Raw genomic sequence first — 18,955 nt, 5'->3', positions numbered from 1 at the left:
GCCGTTAGAGCCGGTACGCCTTTTTCGCGAGCGTATAGGCAAGTTCCTGCGCCAGCTCGTGCGCCTCGTCTTCGCGGAGCCGGTGCTCGGCGACGAGACGCGCAAGAAAGGCGCAATCGACCCGACGCGCCACATCATGGCGAGCCGGGATGGATGGAAAGGCGCGGGTGTCGTCGTTGAAGCCGACGGTGTTGTAGAAGCCGGCAGTCTCGGTGGTCATCTCGCGGAACCGGCGCATGCCCTCCGGGCTGTCGTGGAACCACCAGGCCGGCCCGAGCTTCAGCGCCGGATAGACGCCGGCGAGCGGCGCCAGTTCGCGCGCATAGCTGGTCTCGTCGAGCGTGAAGAGGATGATTGCAAGGTCGCACTCCAGCCCGACGCAGTCGAGCAGCGGCTTCAGCGCCGTCACATAGTCGGTTCTGGTCGGGATATCGAAACCCTTGTCTCTGCCGAACTTGTGGAAGACGGCAGGCGAATGATTGCGCCAGGAGCCGGGATGGATCTGCAGGACCAGCCCGTCGTCGCGGCTCATCTTGGCCATCTCGGTCAGCATCTGGGCGCGAAACAGTTTTCGCTCACGCTCGTCGTCCGAGCCCCGGCGGATGCGGTTGAACAGTTCCTGCGCGGCAGCATCCGACAGATTGGCGGTCTCCGCCGTCGGATGGCCGTGATCCGACGCGGTCGCGCCAAAACTTTTGAAGAAGGCTCTTCTCTGGCGATGCGCATCGAGATAGCCGGCCCAGCTGCCGGTATCGCAGCCGGTGATGTCGCCGAGTCGATCGAGATTGGCAGAAAAGCCTTCGAAATCGGGATCGACGACGGCGTCCGGCCGGTAGGCGGTGACGACGCGGCCCTCCCAGCCGCTGTCGCGGATCATCTGGTGCCATCTGAGATCGTCGAGCGCGCCTTCGGTCGTCGCGATGACCTCGATGTTGAAGCGCTCGAACAGGGCTCGCGGGCGAAAATTCTCCCACTGCAGCAAGGACGAGATCGTGTCGTAATGGCCGTCGGCGGTTGCGGCCGTCAGCGGCTCTTCGATGCCGAACAAATGGGCAAGCACATGGTCGAGCCACAGCCGCGTCGGCGTGCCGCGGAACAGATGATAGTGCTCGGCGAAGCGCCGCCAGATCGTTCTGCCGTCGGTCTCCACCGGTGAGCCGTCGAGCGTTGGCACGCCGAGATCCTCGAGCCGGACGCCCTGGCTGAACAGCATGCGGAAGATGTAATGGTCCGGCACAACAAGCAACTGCGCTGGATCGGAAAACGCCTCGTTGAGCGCATACCAGCGCGGATCGGTGTGACCGTGCGGGCTGACGATCGGCAGATCCTTGACAGCTGCGTAAAGATCGCGGGCGAGCGACAGCGGACGCGCCTCCGACGGAAACAGCAGATCCGGATCGGTCAATGCGGCCACGTCGTTCCTCCCAATCCGGCCATCGGTAGGGTCGGAAAGAAATAATGTCAACATACAAAAAATAGATTGTTGTATGATGACTTTAACGCAACGTCAGCCCATTGTGCGGGAACGAAACGGATGTTACGCCGCATGCCTGCCACGCCCGGCACGAGCTCGATCAGACCCATCGCACGATGACAGACAGAGGCCTTTCCAACAGCACGCGGCAGGCATTGCCGGCCTCGGTCGCGGTCCCCGGATACGACCGCGACCGTGTCGTACCCGGAATCGTCCATCTCGGCGTCGGCGCATTCCACCGCGCCCATCAGGCAGCCTATGTCGACGACTGCCTGGCGGCGGGAGAGATGGATTGGGGCATTGTCGGCGTCTCGCTGCGCAGCGCCGACACACGCGACGCGCTGGCGCCGCAGGACGGGCTCTACACGCTGGCGGTCAGGAGCAGCGACAGCGAAAGCCTGCGCGTCGTCGGCTCGATCCTGTCGATGCTGGTGGCCCCGGAAGATCCCGGCGCGGTGCTGGCCGCGCTGACCGATCCGCGCACCGCCATCGTCACGCTGACGATCACCGAAAAAGCCTATCTCAGGGCGGCGGGTGGCGGACTGGACACAGCCCAAGCCGACATCGTCCACGATTTGGCCAACCCGCAAATGCCGCGAACGGCGCATGGTTTTCTGGCCGAATCGCTTGCGCGTCGCCGCGCCGCCGGTATCCAGCCATTCACAGTGCTGTGCTGCGACAATCTCCCGGCCAACGGCGCCACGCTGCGCCGGCTGCTGGTCGAATTCGCCGCTTTGCGCGGTACCGATCTCGCCCGCCACATCGCCGATGAGGTGGCGTTTCCGTCGAGCATGGTGGATCGCATCGTGCCGGCGACCACCGATGCCGACCGGGCACGGATATCAGGCCAGCTCGGCGTCGATGACGCCTGGCCTGTCATGACCGAGCCGTTCTGCCAATGGGTGGTCGAAGACGATTTCCCGGCGGGCAGGCCGGCCTGGGAAAGGTTCGGGGTCACCATGGTCGGTGACGTCGGGCCGTTCGAGGACATGAAGCTGCGCCTGCTCAACGGCTCGCATTCGGCGATCGCCTATCTTGGCCTGCTCAGCGGCTTTGAGACGGTCGACCGCGCCTTCGCCGATCCGGCGATCCAGCAATTTGTCGACGGATTGTGGGCCGAGGCGATCACGACACTGCCGAAGGACGCCGGGCTCGACACGACCGACTACACGGCCCAGCTTGCCAAGCGCTATTCGAACACCGCGCTCGCCCATCGGACGGCGCAGATCGCCAATGATGGCAGCCAGAAACTGCCCCAGCGCATCATTGCCTCGGCAATGGAGCGGATGAGTGACGGTGCCCCGCCCGCCTATCTGATGCTGGTGGTCGCCGCCTGGATCGCGGCTTGCGAGGCGCGCGGCAAAGCCTTGCCGGAAAACCACTTCACCGACCCGCTCGACCTGGCTTTGGCCGCACTCGACACTCGGCATCTGTCGGCTGGCGAAGCGGTGGTGGCGGTGTTCGAACTGGCCGGCTTCGCCAAGGGCGGTGCTGAGCGCCTGACGCTGATCGACCTCGCGGCCGCCCATCTCGAACGCCTGCGCCAGGGCGGCGTGGCTGCTGCTTTCACAGCGCTGGGGATAGTCACTAAAAGGCCATGAGGCCGCCCTGAAACGCGCCATGCGCGCGGTAGATTCGCTAATGGGCCGACCGCCTACTTACCTTCTCCACTTGTGGGAGAAGGTGGCCGAGCGAAGCTCGGCCGGATGAGGGGTGTTCCCGAGAACACCGACGCCTCATTTCTTCCAACACCCCTCAACCGTCTTGGCGCTGCGCGCCATTCCACCTTCTCCCACAAGGGGGAGAAGGGAAGTGGCGCCCTGCCCTCTATGCCGGCAAAATCGCGCCTTCGAGTGTGGTGAGCTGGCTAAGGAACTGCTCGGCCTTGCTGCGCGTCTCGTCGTCCTTGGCGTCGGCGACGTCTTCCCTGGCTTCCTGGATACGGCGGGCGAGGTCGGCGCGGTCGATGTCGCCGACGGCTACAGCCGATTCGGCCAGCAGCGTGCAGCCGGCCGGAACAATGTCGGCAAAGCCGCCGAACACGACGTAGCGCTCTGTCTTGCCTTCCGCGGTCTTCACCGTGACGACGCCGGGCTTGATCGTGGTCATGACCGGCGCGTGATGGGCCATGACGGTCATTTCACCTTCGGCGCCCGGAATGACGACGGATTCGACCTGCTCGGAAACCAGCAGGCGCTCCGGCGAGACCAGTTCGAATTTGAAAGCTTCAGGCATGATCAACTCAGCGAATGGTGAATGGTGAATGGTGAATGGTCCGAAAGACCTTCACTCAGCCTCGATTTCCTGTCCGCTGCTCCCCATTCACAATTCACTATTGACCATTCACCAATCACGCCGCTTCGGCCGCCAGGCGCTGTGCCTTCTCGACCGCTTCTTCGATGCCGCCGACCATGTAGAAGGCGGCTTCCGGCAGGTGGTCGTAGTCGCCGTTGCAGAGGCCCTTGAAGCCCTTGATGGTGTCGGCGAGATCGACCAGCTTGCCCGGCGCGCCGGTGAACACTTCGGCGACGAAGAAGGGCTGCGACAGGAAGCGCTCGATCTTGCGGGCGCGGGCCACCGTCTGCTTGTCCTCTTCCGACAGCTCGTCCATGCCCAGGATGGCGATGATGTCCTGCAGCGACTTGTAGCGCTGCAGGATCGACTGCACCTGGCGGGCGACTTGGTAGTGCTCTTCGCCGACGACCATCGGGTCGAGCATGCGCGAGGTCGAATCGAGCGGATCGACGGCCGGATAGATGCCCTTTTCCGAGATCGCGCGGTTGAGCACGGTCGTCGCGTCAAGGTGGGCGAACGAGGTCGCGGGCGCCGGATCGGTCAGATCGTCGGCCGGCACGTAGATCGCCTGCACCGAGGTGATCGAGCCCTTGGTCGTCGTCGTGATGCGCTCCTGCAGCGCGCCCATGTCGGTGGCCAGCGTCGGCTGATAGCCCACGGCCGAGGGGATACGGCCGAGCAGCGCCGACACTTCGGAGCCAGCCTGCGTGAAGCGGAAGATGTTGTCGACGAAGAACAGCACGTCCTGGCCCTGGTCGCGGAAATATTCGGCAACAGTCAGCCCGGTCAGGCCGACGCGGGCGCGTGCGCCCGGCGGCTCGTTCATCTGGCCATAGACCAGCGCCGCCTTGGATCCTTCGCCACCGCCCTTCTTGTTGACGCCGGACTCGATGAACTCGTGATAGAGATCGTTGCCTTCGCGGGTGCGCTCACCGACGCCGGCGAACACCGAGAAGCCGCCATGCGCCTTGGCGACGTTGTTGATCAATTCCTGGATCAGCACCGTCTTGCCGACGCCGGCGCCGCCGAACAGGCCGATCTTGCCGCCGCGCGCATAGGGCGCCAGCAGGTCGAGAACCTTGATGCCGGTGACCAGGATTTGTGCTTCCGTCGACTGCTCGACATAGGTCGGCGCCGGCTGGTGGATGGAGCGCATCTCGATGCCGTCGACCGGGCCTGCCTCGTCGACCGGCTCGCCGATGACGTTGATGATGCGGCCGAGCATGCCCGGACCGACCGGCACGGTGATCGGCGCGCCGGTGTCATAGACGTCCTGGCCGCGAACCAGACCTTCGGTCGAGTCCATGGCGATGCAGCGCACCGTATTCTCGCCGAGATGCTGCGCCACCTCGAGCACGAGGCGATTGCCGACATTGGACGTTTCCAGGGCGTTCAGGATCGCCGGCAGATGTTCGCCGAACTGCACGTCGACAACGGCGCCGATGACCTGGCGAACCTTGCCAGCCAGGCCGGTCTTGTTGATGGCAACGGTCGGCGCCTTCGCCGCGGCAGCCTTGGCGGGCGCTGCCGCCTTCTTGGCCGGAGCCGCCTTCGCTGCGGCTGCCGGAGGCTTTGCCGGTGCTGCCGCCGTCGCGGCGGTCTTCGGGGCCGCCTTCTGGGGGGTCGCTGCTTTCGCCATCGTCTTTACCCTTTTCGTCTCTTGTTTCTCACGCGATCCGCCTGAAGGTCGCTGACCTTCATGGGAGCGCGCCTAGAGCGCCTCGGCGCCCGAAATGATTTCGATCAATTCCTTGGTGATCTGCGCCTGCCGCTGGCGGTTGTAGGTGATCGACAATTTGTTGATCATGTCGCCTGCGTTGCGCGTCGCATTGTCCATGGCGCTCATCTTGGCGCCCATCTCGCCGGCGGCGTTTTCGAGCAGGGCGCGAAAAACCTGTACGGAAATGTTGCGCGGAATGAGGTCGGAGAGGATTTCGCCCGGCTCCGGCTCGTATTCATAGACGGCACTGCCGCCGTCCGTCGCTTCGGCGGGAGCGGTAGGCACGCCTGCCGGGATGATCTGCTGGGTTGTCGGGATCTGGCTGATCACCGATTTGAACTGCGAATAAAACAGCGTGCAGATGTCGAAGCCGCCCTCGTTGAAGAGCTGGATGACCTTCTTGGCAATGCCATCGGCATTGACGAAGCCCAGCGTCTTCACCTCGCGCAAGTCGACGCGCTCGAGGATCAGCGCCGCATAGTCGCGACGCAGGATGTCGAACCCCTTCTTGCCGACGCAGATGATCTTGACCTGTTTCCCGTCGGCCAAAAGCTTGCGGATGTGGTCGCGGGCAAGGCGTGCGATCTGTGAATTGAAGCCGCCGCACAGACCACGCTCGGCGGTGCAGACGACGAGCAGATGCACATCATCCTTGCCGGTGCCGGTCATCAGCGCCGGGGCTTCGCCGCCGCCGCCGATCGCTTGGGTGATGTTGGCCAGCACCGCACCCATGCGCTCCGAATAGGGGCGCGCTGCTTCCGCCGCCTCCTGCGCGCGGCGCAGCTTCGCCGCGGCGACCATCTGCATCGCCTTGGTGATCTTCTGCGTCGCCTTGACCGAGGCGATACGGTTACGAAGGTCTTTTAGTGAAGGCATGCTTCAAACCTGATCCCGTCCGTCCGGCCGTCGTTCAAGCAAAGGTCTTGGCGAAGGTGTCGATCTCCGCCTTCAGCTTGGCGCGCAGATCGTCCGACAGCGCCTTCTCCTTGCGGATGCCGTCGAGCACCTCCTTGCCGGCCGAGCGCATGTGGCTGAGCAAGCCATGCTCGAATTTGCTGACCTGGTCGATCGCCAACTTGTCGAGATAGCCGTTGACGCCGGCGAAGATCACCGCGACCTGTTCTTCGACCCTGAGCGGCGAGAATTGCGGCTGCTTCAGGAGTTCGGTCAGGCGTGCACCGCGGTTGAGCAGGCGCTGCGTCGCGGCGTCGAGGTCGGAGCCGAACTGGGCGAAGGCCGCCATTTCGCGGTACTGCGCGAGCTCGCCCTTGATCGAGCCGGCGACCTGCTTCATCGCCTTGATCTGCGCCGAGGAGCCGACGCGCGACACCGATAGGCCGACATTGACCGCCGGGCGGACGCCCTGGAAGAACAGATTGGTTTCCAGGAAGATCTGGCCGTCGGTGATCGAGATGACGTTGGTCGGGATATAGGCCGACACGTCGTTGGCCTGGGTCTCGATGATCGGCAGAGCCGTCAACGAGCCGCCGCCATTGTCGTCATTGAGCTTGGCGGCCCGCTCCAGCAGGCGCGAATGAAGGTAGAAGACGTCGCCCGGATAGGCTTCGCGGCCAGGCGGGCGGCGCAGCAGCAGCGACATCTGGCGATAGGCGACGGCCTGCTTCGACAGATCGTCGTAGCTGATCAGCGCGTGCATGCCGTTGTCGCGGAAATATTCGCCCATCGTGCAGGCGGTGAACGGCGCCAGGAACTGCATTGGCGCCGGATCGGAAGCGGTGGCGGCGATGATGATCGAATAATCGAGCGCGCCGCGCTCTTCGAGAACTTTCACGAACTGCGCAACAGTCGAGCGCTTCTGGCCGACGGCGACGTAGACGCAGTAGAGCTTTTCCTTCTCCGGGCCGTGCTCGTGCACCGATTTCTGGTTGAGCATCGTGTCGAGGATGATCGCGGTCTTGCCGGTCTGGCGATCGCCGATGACCAGCTCGCGCTGGCCGCGGCCGACCGGGATCAGCGCATCGATGGCCTTGAGGCCGGTCGACATCGGCTCGTTCACCGATTTGCGCGGAATGATGCCGGGCGCCTTGACGTCGACGCGCTTGCGCTCTGTCGCCTGGATCGGGCCCTTGCCGTCGATCGGGTTGCCGAGCGCATCGACGACGCGGCCGAGCAGGCCCATGCCGACCGGCGTATCGACGATGGCGCCGGTGCGCTTGACGATATCGCCTTCCTTGATGTCGCGGTCGGCGCCGAAGATGACGACGCCGACATTGTCAGCTTCGAGATTGAGCGCCATGCCGCGGATGCCGCCGGGGAACTCGACCATCTCGCCGGCCTGGACATTGTCGAGGCCATAGACGCGGGCGATGCCGTCACCGACGGACAGAACCTGGCCGACTTCGGAGACCTCGGCCTCCTTGCCGAAATTCTTGATCTGGTCTTTCAGAATTGCGGAAATTTCCGCGGCGCGGATGTCCATCAGCCGACCTCTTTCAGTGCAAGCTTGAGCGAATTGAGTTTGGTTTTGAGCGACGTATCGATCTGGCGCGAGCCTATCTTGACCACCAGCCCGCCGAACAGCGACGGATCGACGGTCACGGTGATCGCGACATCCTTGCCGGCAACGCTTTTCAGCGCCGCCTTCAGCTCGGTTTGCTGGGCGTCGGTCAGCGCATGCGCCGAGGTCACTTCAGCGGCGGTCTCGCCACGATGCTCGGCGGCGATCTGGCGGAATGCCTTGATCATGCCGGGAATGGCGAACAACCGGCGGTTCTGGGCGACGACGCGCAGGAAATTGCCGGTGAGGCCGGTGATCCCTGCCTTGTCGGCGATCGCCGCAATGGCCTTGGCCTGGTCCTCGCTGGAGAACACCGGGCTATTGATCAGGCGGGTCAGATCCGCGCTGCCTTCGAGCATCGCCGCGAAACTGTTGAGGTCGGCCTCGACCTGGCCGACCGAATTCGCCTGGAGCGCGAGCTCGAACAGCGAACCCGCATAGCGCTCTGCGACACCTGAGATTGGCGATGACGATTGGGCCACGGACCGTCTTTTCTCTTGTCTGACAGGCCGCAGATTATTGGCGCGAGCGAAAACTCTGGCTAAATCTTTGACCTTACTGCATTTTTCCAAGCACGAAGACGCGGCTTCCGCTATCCCCGGCCGAAAGTCGATTGCCGTCTAGCACAGGCATTTTAAGACCGCAATGCGTCGCCCGGCATGGTTTTCAGGCACTATTGTCGCATCCGGCGGCGCGGTTCGACCGCCGGTCCCGAATTAGCCTTTGATTCAAGGCACAAAGCCGAAGGCGAAGGCAAGCGGCAGCGCCGCCAGCACCAGTTCCACCACGATGGAAACCCAGTTGAAGGGCGTGTTGGCGCCATCCGACATCATCGACAGCAGGCGGCCGAAGGCGGTGAACAGCCAGGAAAAGCCAAGCGCCATGTAGAGCAGCGGTTGCGCAAGCAGAATGCAGCACAGGCCGACGCCGAGATAGAAGCCCGACATCCTGCCGCGCCCTTCGGCGATCGCCGCCGCCTTTTCGGGCTTGACCTGCAGTCTGAGTATCCGGAAAGCCAGTGCCGGCGCCAGGAACAACATCAGCCCGAACAGCAAGGTCACGACGGCGCTCGACCACGCCAGCCACTCGCCCTGGCTCATCGGCCACGGAAACGCAAATTCCATACTGTCCCCTCGCAAATGGCTGTTTCGAAATTTCTGGCATTCTAGCGAAGCAAGAGACATGCGCCAGATGCGCGTCACGAATTACGGGCGCGCATCAGTCCAACGCGAACACGACCGCCGCCTCGGTATGGATGCGCGTCGTACCAAGAGCTTCATGACGGGCTGTTCCTACTTTATGGAACGTTATGCATTATGACCACATGAGACCACACAGGGAGTGAGGCGCTCGAGGGGTGGTGCTGGAACATATTGCAAGACCCGCCTGCGGCTGACTAGGCTAACTCCAAACGCCTCACAAAAAGCTCTGCGGGTCGATGTCGACCTGCACGCGCACCGAGCCCCGCAGCTTCGGTCCCTCGGCCAGCATGGCGCGAATGAACCCCTGAATGTCGGCGCGCCGTTCGCCCTGGATCAGCAGGCGAAAGCGATGGCGGCCGCCGATCAGCGACAGCGGCGCCTCGGCCGGGCCGAGCACGAACAGATCGGCGGCCTGAGGTGCGGCGCGCCGCAAACCCCGCGCATGGCCCTCCGCTTCCGCCCGCGTCGAAGCACTGACGATGACGCCGGCGAGCCGGCCGAAAGGCGGCAGCACCGCCCGCTCGCGCTCAGCGATTTCGCGCTCGTAAAAAGCCTCGGCGTCGCCGGAGACGATCGCCCGCATGACCGGGTGGTCGGGCTGAAAGGTCTGCAGCAGGCCAAGACTCTTCTTGCCGGTGCGGCCGGCGCGGCCGGTCACCTGGCTGAGCAGCTGGAAGGTGCGCTCGGCGGCGCGCGGATCGCCATTGGCCAGGCCGAGGTCGGCGTCGACCACGCCAACCAGTGTCATGTTGGGGAAATTGTGTCCCTTGGCGACGAGCTGCGTGCCGATGACGATGTCGGCCTCGCCATTTGCGATGGCTTCAAGCTCCAGCCTCAGCCGCCGCACGCCGCCCATCAGGTCGGACGACAGGACGATGGTGCGGGCGTCGGGGAAATGCGCGACGACTTCTTCGGCGATGCGCTCGACGCCCGGCCCGCAGGCGACCAGATGGTCGAGCGTGCCGCATTCCGGGCAGGCCTCGGGCCGCCGCTCATTGTGCCCGCAATGGTGGCAGACGAGCTGGCCGCGAAAGCGGTGCTCGACCAGCCAGGCCGAGCAGACCGGGCAACCGAAGCGATGGCCGCAGACCCGGCACAGCGTCAGCGGCGCATAGCCGCGCCGGTTGAGGAACAGCAGTGACTGTTCCTTCTTCTCCAGTGTCTGGCGCATATGGCCAAGCAGCACCGGCGACAGGAAGCCGCCGCGTGCCGGCGGGGCGCGGCGCATGTCGATCGTCTTCAGGTCGGGAAGCGCCGCCTCGGCAAAGCGCGCCGAAAGCACCGCCCTGCTATAGCGGCCTTGGCTCGCATTGACCCGGCTTTCGACCGACGGTGTCGCCGAGGCGAGCACGACCGGAAAGCCGCCGATGTGGCCGCGCACCACCGCCATGTCGCGGGCATTGTAGAAGACGCGGTCTTCCTGCTTGTAGGCGGGGTCGTGCTCCTCGTCGACGACGATCAGCCCAAGCTCCCTGAACGGCAAAAACAGCGCCGAACGCGCGCCGGCAACGACGCGCACGCCACCTTCCGTCACCTGCCGCCAGACACGCTCGCGCATCCTTGGCGGCAGGTCCGAGTGCCATTCGGCCGGCTTGGCGCCGAACCGTTCCTGGAAGCGCTCGAGGAAGGCGTGGGTCAGCGCGATCTCCGGCAGCAGGATCAGCACCTGCTTGCCGCGGTCGAGCGCCGCCGACACCGCCTCGAAATAGACCTCGGTCTTGCCCGATCCGGTCACTCCGTCGAGCAGCGTGACGCCGAATGCGCCGGCCGCGACATTGCTGCGCAGCATCTCGGCTGCATCGCGCTGGTCCGGCATCAGCGATGGCTGGGCGTAGCCTGGGTCGGGTGCTGCGACCACCGGTCGCGGCGGGATCATGACGGTCTCGAAGACGCCTTGCGCCTTCAGCCCGTCGATGACCGTCGACGACACGCCGGCCGCATGCGCCAGACCGGACCGCGTCCAGGCGAGCCCGCCTTCGGCTGTCTCCAGCACGCGCATCCTCGCATCCGTCACACGGTCGGGTCTGGCCAAGGTGCGTTGCAGGCCTTCGATCCACGGTTCCGGGTCGAAGGCCTCCGGCGCCCGCAGCAGCATGCGCGCCACCATGCCGGGCGGCGACAGCGTGTATTGCGCAATCCAGTCGACGAAGCGGCGCATGGCGCGGTCGATCGGCGGGCAGTCGAAGACCTGCTCGATCGAGCGCAGTTTTTTGGCATCGACCTTTTCGACGGCGCCGTCCCAGACGATGCCGGCAACCTGGCGCGGACCGAGCGGCACGCGTACGATCGAGCCCGGCACCACGCGCATGCCGGCGGGCACGGCATAGGTGTAGGGCCGCTCGGCGGGCATCGGCACCAGCACCGGTGCGGCCGCGACAAAGGGCGAATCTTCGATCATGAGGCGTGACCTTGCCCCGACTTTCGTCTAGATCAAAGTCCGACCCCCAGAGGTGCATGACATGACTAGAGCGACGTGCGTCCATCCGGACGCACAAAGTACGCTCTAGAACTTTAAACCTCGCATCGTGCTTCCGAAAATCGATTCGATTTTCGGGCCGATGCGATAAAAATCTTCAGGAGACCGTCATGAAATTTTTTGTCGACACCGCCGATGTCAAGGAAATCCGTGAACTGAACGATTTGGGGCTGCTCGACGGCGTCACCACCAATCCTTCGCTGATCCTCAAATCCGGCGGCAAGATCGCCGAAGTCACCAGAGAGATCTGCGAGATCGTCAAGGGCCCGGTCTCGGCCGAAGTCGTCGCCACCGAATACAAGGACATGATGGCGGAGGCCAAGATCCTGGCCAGGATCGCCGACAACGTCTGCATCAAGGTGCCGCTGACGCTCGACGGCCTGAGGGCCTGCAAGGACATCCGCTCGGACGGCCGCATGGTCAATGTCACGCTGTGCTTCTCGGCTACCCAGGCGCTGCTCGCCGCCAAGGCCGGCGCCTCCTTCATCTCGCCCTTCGTCGGCCGCATCGACGACAGCGGCTGGGACGGCATGGAACTGATCGCCGATATCCGCACCATCTACGACAATTATGATTTCCAGACCGAGATCCTGACCGCCTCGGTGCGCACGGTGAACCACGTCAAGCAGGCCGCGCTGATCGGCGCCGACGTCATCACCGCGCCGCCGGCGACGCTGAAGGCGCTGGTCAAGCACCCGCTGACCGACAAGGGCCTGGAGCAGTTCCTCGCTGACTGGGCCAAGACCGGCCAGAAAATCGGCTGAAATCAAGAAGATCGGCTGAAATCAAAACGCCGTGTTCCCGTAAAAAAGGCCTAGCAATCGGCCTTTTTTTGCGCCAGCAATCAGGCCTCGGCGGTAGCCGGAACGTCTTGATCCAGGCCGAACGGCGCTAACCCGCCACCGTCTTGCCGTGCTTGACCAGAGCCTGGGCGATCGACAGGCGCAGCAGGTCCGCCAGTTCGCGCGCCGCGCGGTTCTCGGCGTCGATTTGCGCCCGGTAGGAGGCGAACTCCTGACGGGGCCGGTCGAAGGACGACGCTATCGAGCGCTTGCCGGTCGCGATCGTCGTGCCGGTCCTGGCGTCGGTCAGCACATAATTCGCGGTCAGTGTCACCGTGCCCGCGGTTGGTTCGTCGTCATCGGTCGTGACCTGCACCTTTGCAGCGGATTCAATAAGTTCGGTAACGCCGAGATCGAGCGAATAGGCGGGCGACGCCGGCTCGCCCGCACCCTGGCCGAGCGCGAAAATCAGATTGTTGCGGACCTGCTGGGCGTAGCGCGTGTTGACCGGCTTGACCGAGATGGACCCGAGTTCGGCGGCAGCGCCAACTTGCGAACCGGCCGACAGCGGCGCGCTCGAATAGAGCGGGCGCACCGTGCAGGCCGAAACCAGCGCAACCGAAGCGACCAGTCCATACAGCGCGGCACGGCGCAGCAAATGCGTCACTTCTGTCTTCCTCGGATCAGGCAACGACATTGACGATCCTCTGCGGGACGATGATCACCTTGCGCGGTGCCTTACCTTCGAGCGCTTTCTGCACGAAGTCGAGAGCCAGAACCGCTTTTTCGACGGCACCTTGGTCCGCGTCGCGGGCAATTGTCAAATCGCCGCGCTTCTTGCCGTTGACCTGGACCGGCAGCACGATCTCGCTGTCGACGACAAGCGACGGATCAAAGACAGGCCAGGGCCGTTCGGCGACCAGATCGGTGCCGCCGAGCGCCTGCCAGCATTCCTCGGCCAGATGCGGCATGACCGGCGCAATCAAATGCACGAGGATGTCGACGGCTTGCCGGCAAGAAGCTTTGAGCGCCGGATCGGCCTTGCCTTCGGCCGCCTCGTTGAGCGGCGTGTTGAGCGCATTGGCGAGTTCGTAGATGCGGGCGATGGCGCGGTTGAAGGCGAGCTTTTCAATGTCCTCGCCCACCGATTTCAGGATCTTGTGCGCGGCCTTGGAAACAGTCCCTGCCTCGCCCTGCTTCGCCGCTGCCGGCTGGATTCCGGCGAGCGATTCGGCGGCTGTCGACACCAGGCGCCAGATACGCTGGATGAAGCGGTGCGCGCCGGCGGCGCCCTCGTCGGTCCATTCGACATCACGTTCGGGCGGCGAGTCCGACAGCATGAACCAGCGCGCGGTGTCGGCGCCGTAGCCGTCGGTGATCTCTTCGGGGCTCACCGTGTTCTTCTTCGACTTCGACATTTTTTCGAGCGGGCCGATCACCGCCTCTTCGCCGGTCGCGATTTCTATGGCGCGGCGCTTGCCATCAACGTCCTCCAGCCGCACCTCGCTGGGCGCAAGCCAGCGGCTGTTCGCGCCAATGCCGACCCGATAGGTCTCGTGCACCACCATGCCTTGCGTGAACAGGCCCCTGAACGGCTCGGCGAGATCGACATGGCCGGTCTCACGCATGGCGCGGGTGAAGAAGCGCGAATAGAGCAGGTGTAAAATGGCGTGCTCGATGCCGCCAATATACTGGTCGACCGGCAGCCATTCGGTAGCTGCCTTGGGATCGGTTGGGTCGTTCGCCCAGGGCGCGGTGAAGCGCGCGAAATACCACGACGAATCGACGAACGTGTCCATCGTGTCGGTTTCGCGGCGTGCATCCTTGCCGCATTGCGGGCATTTGACATGCCGCCATGTCGGATGGCGATCGAGCGGATTGCCGGGGCGATCGAACTCGATGTCGTCGGGAAGCTTGACCGGCAGGTCCGCCTTCGGCACCGGCACCACGCCGCAATCCTCGCAATGGATCATCGGGATCGGGCAGCCCCAGTAGCGCTGGCGTGAAATGCCCCAGTCGCGCAGGCGGAAGTTGACCTTGCGCTCGGCCATCGGCCGGTTGCCGATGGTCTTTTGTTCCAGCAGCTTGGCCACTTCGTCGAACGCCTGATCAGGCTTCATGCCGTCGAGGAAGCGCGAATTGATCATCACGCCGTCGCCGACATAGGCCTCGTCGATGATCTGGAAGTTTCCCTGGATCTCGCCTTCCGGCATCACCACCGGAATGACCGGCAGGCCATATCTGTTAGCGAAGTCGAGGTCGCGCTGGTCACCGGACGGGCAACCGAATATGGCGCCGGTGCCGTACTCCATCAGCACGAAATTGGCGACATAGACAGGCAGCGTCCAGTTCGCGTCGAACGGATGGACGACTCGTATACCGGTATCCATGCCCTTTTTTTCGGCCGTTTCCAGCGCCGCCACCGAAGTGCCCATGTGACGAACCTCGTCGTTGAACTTGGCCAGCGCCGGATTGTTTTCGGCCGCCGTCTTGGCCAGCGGATGGTCAACTGCGACCGCCATGAAGGAGGCGCCGAAGATGGTGTCGGGCCGCGTCGTGTAGACCTCCAGCTCATCTTCGCCGTCAACTGGAGTGGCCAGCGGCCAGCGGATCAGCAGGCCTTCCGAACGGCCGATCCAGTTCGCCTGCATCAGCTTGACTTTTTCCGGCCATTCGTCGAGGCCTTCCAGCGAGTCCAGCAAGTCCTGCGCATAGTCGGTGATCTTGAAGAACCACTGCGTCAGCTCGCGCTGTTCGACCAGCGCACCGGAGCGCCAGCCGCGTCCGTCGATGACCTGCTCGTTGGCAAGCACCGTCATGTCCTCCGGATCCCAGTTGACCTTGGAGGACTTGCGCGTCACCAGCCCCTTCTCGACGAAATCGACGAACAGCAGCTGCTGGCGGTGGTAGTAGTCGACATCGCAGGTGGCGAATTCGCGCGCCCAGTCGAGCGACAGGCCCATGACCTTGAGCTGCTCGCGCATGGCGGCGATGTTCTGATAGGTCCAGTCCTTGGGATGGACCTTGTTCTGCATCGCCGCGTTCTCGGCCGGCATGCCGAAGGCGTCCCAGCCCATCGGGTGCAGCACGTTGAAACCCTTGGCCCGCTTGTAGCGCGCCACCACGTCGCCCATCGTGTAGTTGCGGGTATGGCCGATATGGATGCGCCCCGACGGATACGGAAACATCTCGAGCACGTAGTATTTCGGACGCGCGTCGTCGTTGTCAGCCTCGAACAGCTTCTTGGCGTCCCAGGCCTTCTGCCATTTGGGCTCTGATGCGCGCGGATTGTATCGTTCGGTTGCCATTGGGTGTTTTTCACTTAAAAAGCATGCGCGAACAGCCGGACATGCCCGGCGGCTCAGGAAATGTCGTCGCGGTGTTCACCATGGATTGCCGGACCCGTCAACTGCGACGCCCCGGCCAGGACAAAAACCAGAGTCAGGATATAGGCATGGCGAGCGCCGTCGAACAGTTTTTCACGGTCAAGGCGAGGATCGCCGCCGCCGAGCGCGAGGCAGGACGGCAAGCCGGCGCGGTGACGCTGGTCGCGGTCTCGAAGACCTTCAGCGCCGACGATATCCGCCCGGTCATCGACGCCGGGCAGCGCGTCTTCGGCGAGAACCGCGTCCAGGAAGCACAAGCCAAATGGCCAGCGCTGAAGCAAGCCTTCCCCGACATCGAGCTGCACCTGATCGGTCCGCTGCAATCGAACAAGGCGAAGGAAGCAGTCGCCCTGTTCGACGTCATCGAGACGGTCGATCGCGAGAAGATCGCCGCCGAACTCGCCAAGGAAATCGCCAGGCAAGGCCGGTCACCAAAACTCTACGTTCAGGTCAACACCGGCTCGGAACCGCAAAAGGCAGGGATCGAGCCGCGCGAAGCCGTACCCTTCGTTACGCGCTGCCGCGAGGTCCATGGCCTCGCCATCGAAGGCCTGATGTGCATTCCGCCGGCCGATGAGAATCCCGGCCCGCATTTCGCTCTGCTGGAAAAGCTCAGCACGGAGGCAGGGGTGGAGGCGCTTTCGATGGGCATGTCCGGCGACTATGAAACCGCGATCGCCTTCGGTGCAACCAGCATCAGGGTCGGCTCGGCGATCTTCGGCAGCCGCATTTTAGCGGCAGTTTAGCGATCAGCCTTGATAGTCGGGCGCGCCGACACGCTTTGCCGCCACAGCTTTTGTCCACGAGCTCATTCTGGTTACGCGCAACGTCGCCGATTTCGACGATACCGGGGTGACGGTCCTCGATCCTTGGACAATCTGACCTGTTTCCCGCTGCACCGGATCGTCGCGTCGCGGAGCTTGGTCCAGAACCACCAGGCCGTTACACCAGCAAGTAGAAACGAAACGTATCGTTCCTATATCGACCGGGTCATTCCAAAACTTTCCGGAGCCGCACCATGCGCTACAGTCAACTTGGAAACACGGGGATGTTTGTCTCCGAACTTTGCCTCGGCACCATGACCTTCGGCGCCGCCGACCAAAACAACCAATGGGGCCTGATCGCCAGCCTCGACCAGGATGGCGTCGACAGGATCGTCCAGCGCTCGCTCGCCGCCGGCATCAATTTCTTCGACACGGCCGATGTCTATTCCTTCGGCGCATCGGAACGGTTTCTCGGCCAGTCGCTGCGCAATCTCGGAATCGAGCGGCAGGACGTGATCATCGCCACCAAAGTCCATGGCGCCATGGGCGACGGCCCCAACCAGCGCGGCTCCTCGCGCGGCCACATCATGGATTCGGTCGACGGCAGTCTCGAGCGGCTGCAACTGGACCATATCGATCTCTATCAGTTGCACGGCACCGACGCGGTAACGCCGATCGACGAGACGCTCAGGGTGCTCGACGATCTGGTTGCCAGCGGTAAGGTCCGCTATGTCGGCGTCTCGAACTGGGCGGCCTGGCGCATCGCCAAGGCATTGGGCATCGCCGAACGCAAGGGCTTTGCCCGTTTTGAGACGGTTCAGTCCTACTATTCGATCGCCGGCCGCGATCTGGAGCGCGAGATCGTGCCGCTGCTCAACGAGGAGAAGCTTGGGCTGATGGTCTGGTCGCCGATGGCGGGCGGGCTGCTTTCCGGCAAATACGGACCCGGCGCGCCCGGCAATGGCGAGGGCCGCCGCGCCAGCTTCAATTTCCCGCCGGTCGATGAAGACCGCGCCTGGGCGGCGGTCGCCGTCATGCGCGAGATCGCCGGCAAGCACGGCGCCAGCGTCGCCACGGTGGCACTTGGCTATGTCTTGGCCAAGCCTTTCGTGATGAGCGTGATCATCGGCGCCAGCCGCATGGAGCAGCTCGAACAGAACCTTGCCGCCACCGCGTTGAAGCTCGACAGCGACGATCTTGCTCGTCTCGACGAAGTCAGCGCGCTGCCATCCGAATATCCGGGCTGGATGATCGAGCGCCAGGCGGCTGGCCGGCATCCGGCACCCTTTGCGGCGAAAAAGTAATTCAATCTTATCTTCGATTTCGGGAGCCGGCGGGCTCCCGATCTTTTTGGGCTCAGCTCAGCCGGACCGTCTCGACCAGAAAGTCGAGAAAGGCCCGCACTCGCGCCGGCAAATGTTTGCCCTGGCCGACGTAAACAGCGTGGGTAAGCTCCTCGTCGCCGGGGTTGAAGTCCTCCAGAAGCGGGACCAGCCGACCGGCGGCGATGTCGGGCTCCACATGCCAGCGTGCCAGCCGGGCGATGCCAGCGCCCGAGAGCGCCATCAGCCGCATCGCCTCGCCGTCGCTGACCAGCGTGTTTCCGGTGATCGGGACGATGAAGGCCTCGCCGGCCGCGCTGACGAAGGGCCAGCCGTCGACATGGCGCACGAAGCAGAAACCCATCCGATTGTGATGATCGAGATCGGCCGGCGTTTGGAGCGCGCCATGCGTCCTGATGTACGATGGCGCGGCGACGACGACCAGCCGGCTCTGCCCGAGCTTGCGCGCCACCAAACGTGACTCGCCGAGCGGCCCGGCGCGGATGGCGACATCGGCGCGCTCCTCCATCAGGTCGATGACATTGTCGGTCAAAACCAGATCGATGGCGATTTCCGGATAGCGTTCGAGAAAGCGCGGCAACAGCGGGATCAGCCGGTGCTGCCCGAACGGCACGTAGCTGTTGACCCGCAGCCGGCCGCGCGGCGCAGCACCAGCCGCCGCCTCGCGCTCGGCTGCCGCCATGTCGGCCAGGATGCGCACGCCGCTGTCGAAGAACGCCGCTCCCTCCGGTGTCAGTTGCAGCTTGCGCGTCGAACGGCTGATCAGCCGCGCGCCAAGCCGCGCCTCAAGCCGCGCAATCAGCTTGCTCACCGCTGACGGCGTCATCCGCAGCATCCGCGCCGCAGCCGAAAAACTGCCCGCTTCGACGACACGGACAAACACTTCGATCTCGCCGGAGCGGTTGATGTCAGGCCTCGCCATTCGTGAATCTATTTCACAGACAATGTGCCCGACGCAAGGCTGGTTCACAGCACATGGCAACACGATCTTCCGG

The 18,955-nt window shown here is 63.9% G+C and carries 15 protein-coding genes and 1 pseudogene; 5 read left to right on the top strand and 11 right to left on the bottom strand.

What is annotated here, in order from left to right; all coding sequences use genetic code 11:
* Nucleotides 1-4 precede the first annotated feature (4 nt).
* On the bottom strand, nucleotides 5-1,414 hold the full coding sequence (gene uxaC / locus AC0L3H_RS16025; RefSeq protein WP_473586113.1) for a glucuronate isomerase: 1,410 nt from the start codon (nucleotides 1,412-1,414) through the stop codon (nucleotides 5-7).
* A 176-nt stretch (nucleotides 1,415-1,590) separates the two neighbouring features.
* Here uxaC and AC0L3H_RS16020 point away from each other — a divergent pair, with 176 nt between their 5' ends.
* Nucleotides 1,591-3,075, top strand: a complete 1,485-nt coding sequence (locus tag AC0L3H_RS16020) for a mannitol dehydrogenase family protein (RefSeq protein ID WP_473586112.1) — start codon at nucleotides 1,591-1,593, stop codon at nucleotides 3,073-3,075.
* A gap of 226 nt (nucleotides 3,076-3,301) precedes the next feature.
* Here AC0L3H_RS16020 and AC0L3H_RS16015 read toward each other — a convergent pair whose 3' ends face one another.
* From AC0L3H_RS16015 to AC0L3H_RS15985, 7 genes are all read right to left on the bottom strand, one after another.
* Complete coding sequence (locus tag AC0L3H_RS16015; protein WP_473586111.1) at nucleotides 3,302-3,709, bottom strand: F0F1 ATP synthase subunit epsilon; 408 nt, start codon at nucleotides 3,707-3,709, stop codon at nucleotides 3,302-3,304.
* 115 nt (nucleotides 3,710-3,824) lie between these two features.
* Nucleotides 3,825-5,408, bottom strand: coding sequence for a F0F1 ATP synthase subunit beta (gene atpD / locus AC0L3H_RS16010; protein ID WP_473586110.1), 1,584 nt, complete (start codon nucleotides 5,406-5,408; stop codon nucleotides 3,825-3,827).
* A 72-nt stretch (nucleotides 5,409-5,480) separates the two neighbouring features.
* The gene (locus AC0L3H_RS16005) at nucleotides 5,481-6,365 is read right to left on the bottom strand and encodes a F0F1 ATP synthase subunit gamma (protein ID WP_287247004.1); all 885 of its coding nucleotides are present in this window, start codon (nucleotides 6,363-6,365) and stop codon (nucleotides 5,481-5,483) included.
* A gap of 34 nt (nucleotides 6,366-6,399) precedes the next feature.
* Nucleotides 6,400-7,929: a F0F1 ATP synthase subunit alpha gene (gene atpA, locus AC0L3H_RS16000; RefSeq protein ID WP_023800086.1), complete on the bottom strand. Its 1,530-nt coding sequence runs from the start codon at nucleotides 7,927-7,929 to the stop codon at nucleotides 6,400-6,402.
* Nucleotides 7,929-8,489, bottom strand: coding sequence for a F0F1 ATP synthase subunit delta (locus AC0L3H_RS15995; protein WP_473586109.1), 561 nt, complete (start codon nucleotides 8,487-8,489; stop codon nucleotides 7,929-7,931). Before AC0L3H_RS15995 ends, atpA begins: the two co-directional genes overlap by 1 nt.
* Before the next feature lie 246 nt (nucleotides 8,490-8,735).
* Nucleotides 8,736-9,131, bottom strand: coding sequence for an AGROH133_08824 family phage infection protein (locus AC0L3H_RS15990; RefSeq protein WP_287323507.1), 396 nt, complete (start codon nucleotides 9,129-9,131; stop codon nucleotides 8,736-8,738).
* A gap of 292 nt (nucleotides 9,132-9,423) precedes the next feature.
* Complete coding sequence (locus AC0L3H_RS15985; RefSeq protein ID WP_473586108.1) at nucleotides 9,424-11,607, bottom strand: primosomal protein N'; 2,184 nt, start codon at nucleotides 11,605-11,607, stop codon at nucleotides 9,424-9,426.
* Between the two features lie 188 nt (nucleotides 11,608-11,795).
* On the opposite strand from AC0L3H_RS15985, the gene fsa reads away from it, so the two are divergent.
* A complete protein-coding gene (gene fsa, locus AC0L3H_RS15980; protein WP_027154569.1) occupies nucleotides 11,796-12,449 on the top strand; it encodes a fructose-6-phosphate aldolase in 654 nt (217 codons plus the stop codon).
* A gap of 127 nt (nucleotides 12,450-12,576) precedes the next feature.
* Here the strand turns inward: fsa and AC0L3H_RS15975 are convergent, their stop codons facing one another.
* Both AC0L3H_RS15975 and leuS read right to left on the bottom strand, forming a co-directional pair.
* Complete coding sequence (locus AC0L3H_RS15975; RefSeq protein ID WP_091600163.1) at nucleotides 12,577-13,164, bottom strand: LPS assembly lipoprotein LptE; 588 nt, start codon at nucleotides 13,162-13,164, stop codon at nucleotides 12,577-12,579.
* Nucleotides 13,151-15,775, bottom strand: coding sequence for a leucine--tRNA ligase (gene leuS / locus AC0L3H_RS15970; protein WP_473586107.1), 2,625 nt, complete (start codon nucleotides 15,773-15,775; stop codon nucleotides 13,151-13,153). Before leuS ends, AC0L3H_RS15975 begins: the two co-directional genes overlap by 14 nt.
* Nucleotides 15,776-15,921: 146 nt before the next feature.
* Between leuS and AC0L3H_RS15965 the strand changes: the two genes are divergently transcribed.
* From AC0L3H_RS15965 to AC0L3H_RS15955, 3 genes and pseudogenes are all read left to right on the top strand, one after another.
* Nucleotides 15,922-16,599 (top strand): YggS family pyridoxal phosphate-dependent enzyme, encoded by a 678-nt coding sequence (locus AC0L3H_RS15965; RefSeq protein ID WP_473586106.1) that lies wholly within the window; start codon nucleotides 15,922-15,924, stop codon nucleotides 16,597-16,599.
* Nucleotides 16,600-16,636: 37 nt separating this feature from the next.
* Nucleotides 16,637-16,735 (top strand): annotated as a pseudogene (locus tag AC0L3H_RS15960) (type II toxin-antitoxin system VapC family toxin); the annotation flags it as partial.
* 136 nt (nucleotides 16,736-16,871) lie between these two features.
* The gene (locus tag AC0L3H_RS15955) at nucleotides 16,872-17,921 is read left to right on the top strand and encodes an aldo/keto reductase (protein ID WP_473586105.1); all 1,050 of its coding nucleotides are present in this window, start codon (nucleotides 16,872-16,874) and stop codon (nucleotides 17,919-17,921) included.
* Nucleotides 17,922-17,973: 52 nt separating this feature from the next.
* Here AC0L3H_RS15955 and AC0L3H_RS15950 read toward each other — a convergent pair whose 3' ends face one another.
* Complete coding sequence (locus tag AC0L3H_RS15950) at nucleotides 17,974-18,882, bottom strand: LysR family transcriptional regulator (protein ID WP_473492096.1); 909 nt, start codon at nucleotides 18,880-18,882, stop codon at nucleotides 17,974-17,976.
* Between the last annotated feature and the right edge of the window lie 73 nt (nucleotides 18,883-18,955).

The organism is Mesorhizobium sp. WSM4816 (assembly GCF_055811535.1).
The sequence above is the reverse complement of the archived record's forward strand: the minus strand, read 5'-3'. Positions and strand labels throughout refer to the sequence as shown.

Bases quoted from the DNA above. Each gene is read 5' to 3' on its own strand.
- AC0L3H_RS15955 (WP_473586105.1), top strand. From the start codon at position 16,872: ATGCGCTACAGTCAACTTGGAAACACGGGGATGTTTGTCTCCGAACTT.
- AC0L3H_RS15975 (WP_091600163.1), bottom strand. From the start codon at position 13,164: ATGTCGTTGCCTGATCCGAGGAAGACAGAAGTGACGCATTTGCTGCGC.
- atpA (WP_023800086.1), bottom strand. From the start codon at position 7,929: ATGGACATCCGCGCCGCGGAAATTTCCGCAATTCTGAAAGACCAGATC.
- AC0L3H_RS16005 (WP_287247004.1), bottom strand. From the start codon at position 6,365: ATGCCTTCACTAAAAGACCTTCGTAACCGTATCGCCTCGGTCAAGGCG.
- AC0L3H_RS15950 (WP_473492096.1), bottom strand. From the start codon at position 18,882: ATGGCGAGGCCTGACATCAACCGCTCCGGCGAGATCGAAGTGTTTGTC.
- AC0L3H_RS15985 (WP_473586108.1), bottom strand. From the start codon at position 11,607: ATGATCGAAGATTCGCCCTTTGTCGCGGCCGCACCGGTGCTGGTGCCG.
- AC0L3H_RS16020 (WP_473586112.1), top strand. From the start codon at position 1,591: ATGACAGACAGAGGCCTTTCCAACAGCACGCGGCAGGCATTGCCGGCC.
- AC0L3H_RS15965 (WP_473586106.1), top strand. From the start codon at position 15,922: ATGGCGAGCGCCGTCGAACAGTTTTTCACGGTCAAGGCGAGGATCGCC.
- AC0L3H_RS15990 (WP_287323507.1), bottom strand. From the start codon at position 9,131: ATGGAATTTGCGTTTCCGTGGCCGATGAGCCAGGGCGAGTGGCTGGCG.
- atpD (WP_473586110.1), bottom strand. From the start codon at position 5,408: ATGGCGAAAGCAGCGACCCCCCAGAAGGCGGCCCCGAAGACCGCCGCG.
- AC0L3H_RS16015 (WP_473586111.1), bottom strand. From the start codon at position 3,709: ATGCCTGAAGCTTTCAAATTCGAACTGGTCTCGCCGGAGCGCCTGCTG.
- leuS (WP_473586107.1), bottom strand. From the start codon at position 15,775: ATGGCAACCGAACGATACAATCCGCGCGCATCAGAGCCCAAATGGCAG.
- fsa (WP_027154569.1), top strand. From the start codon at position 11,796: ATGAAATTTTTTGTCGACACCGCCGATGTCAAGGAAATCCGTGAACTG.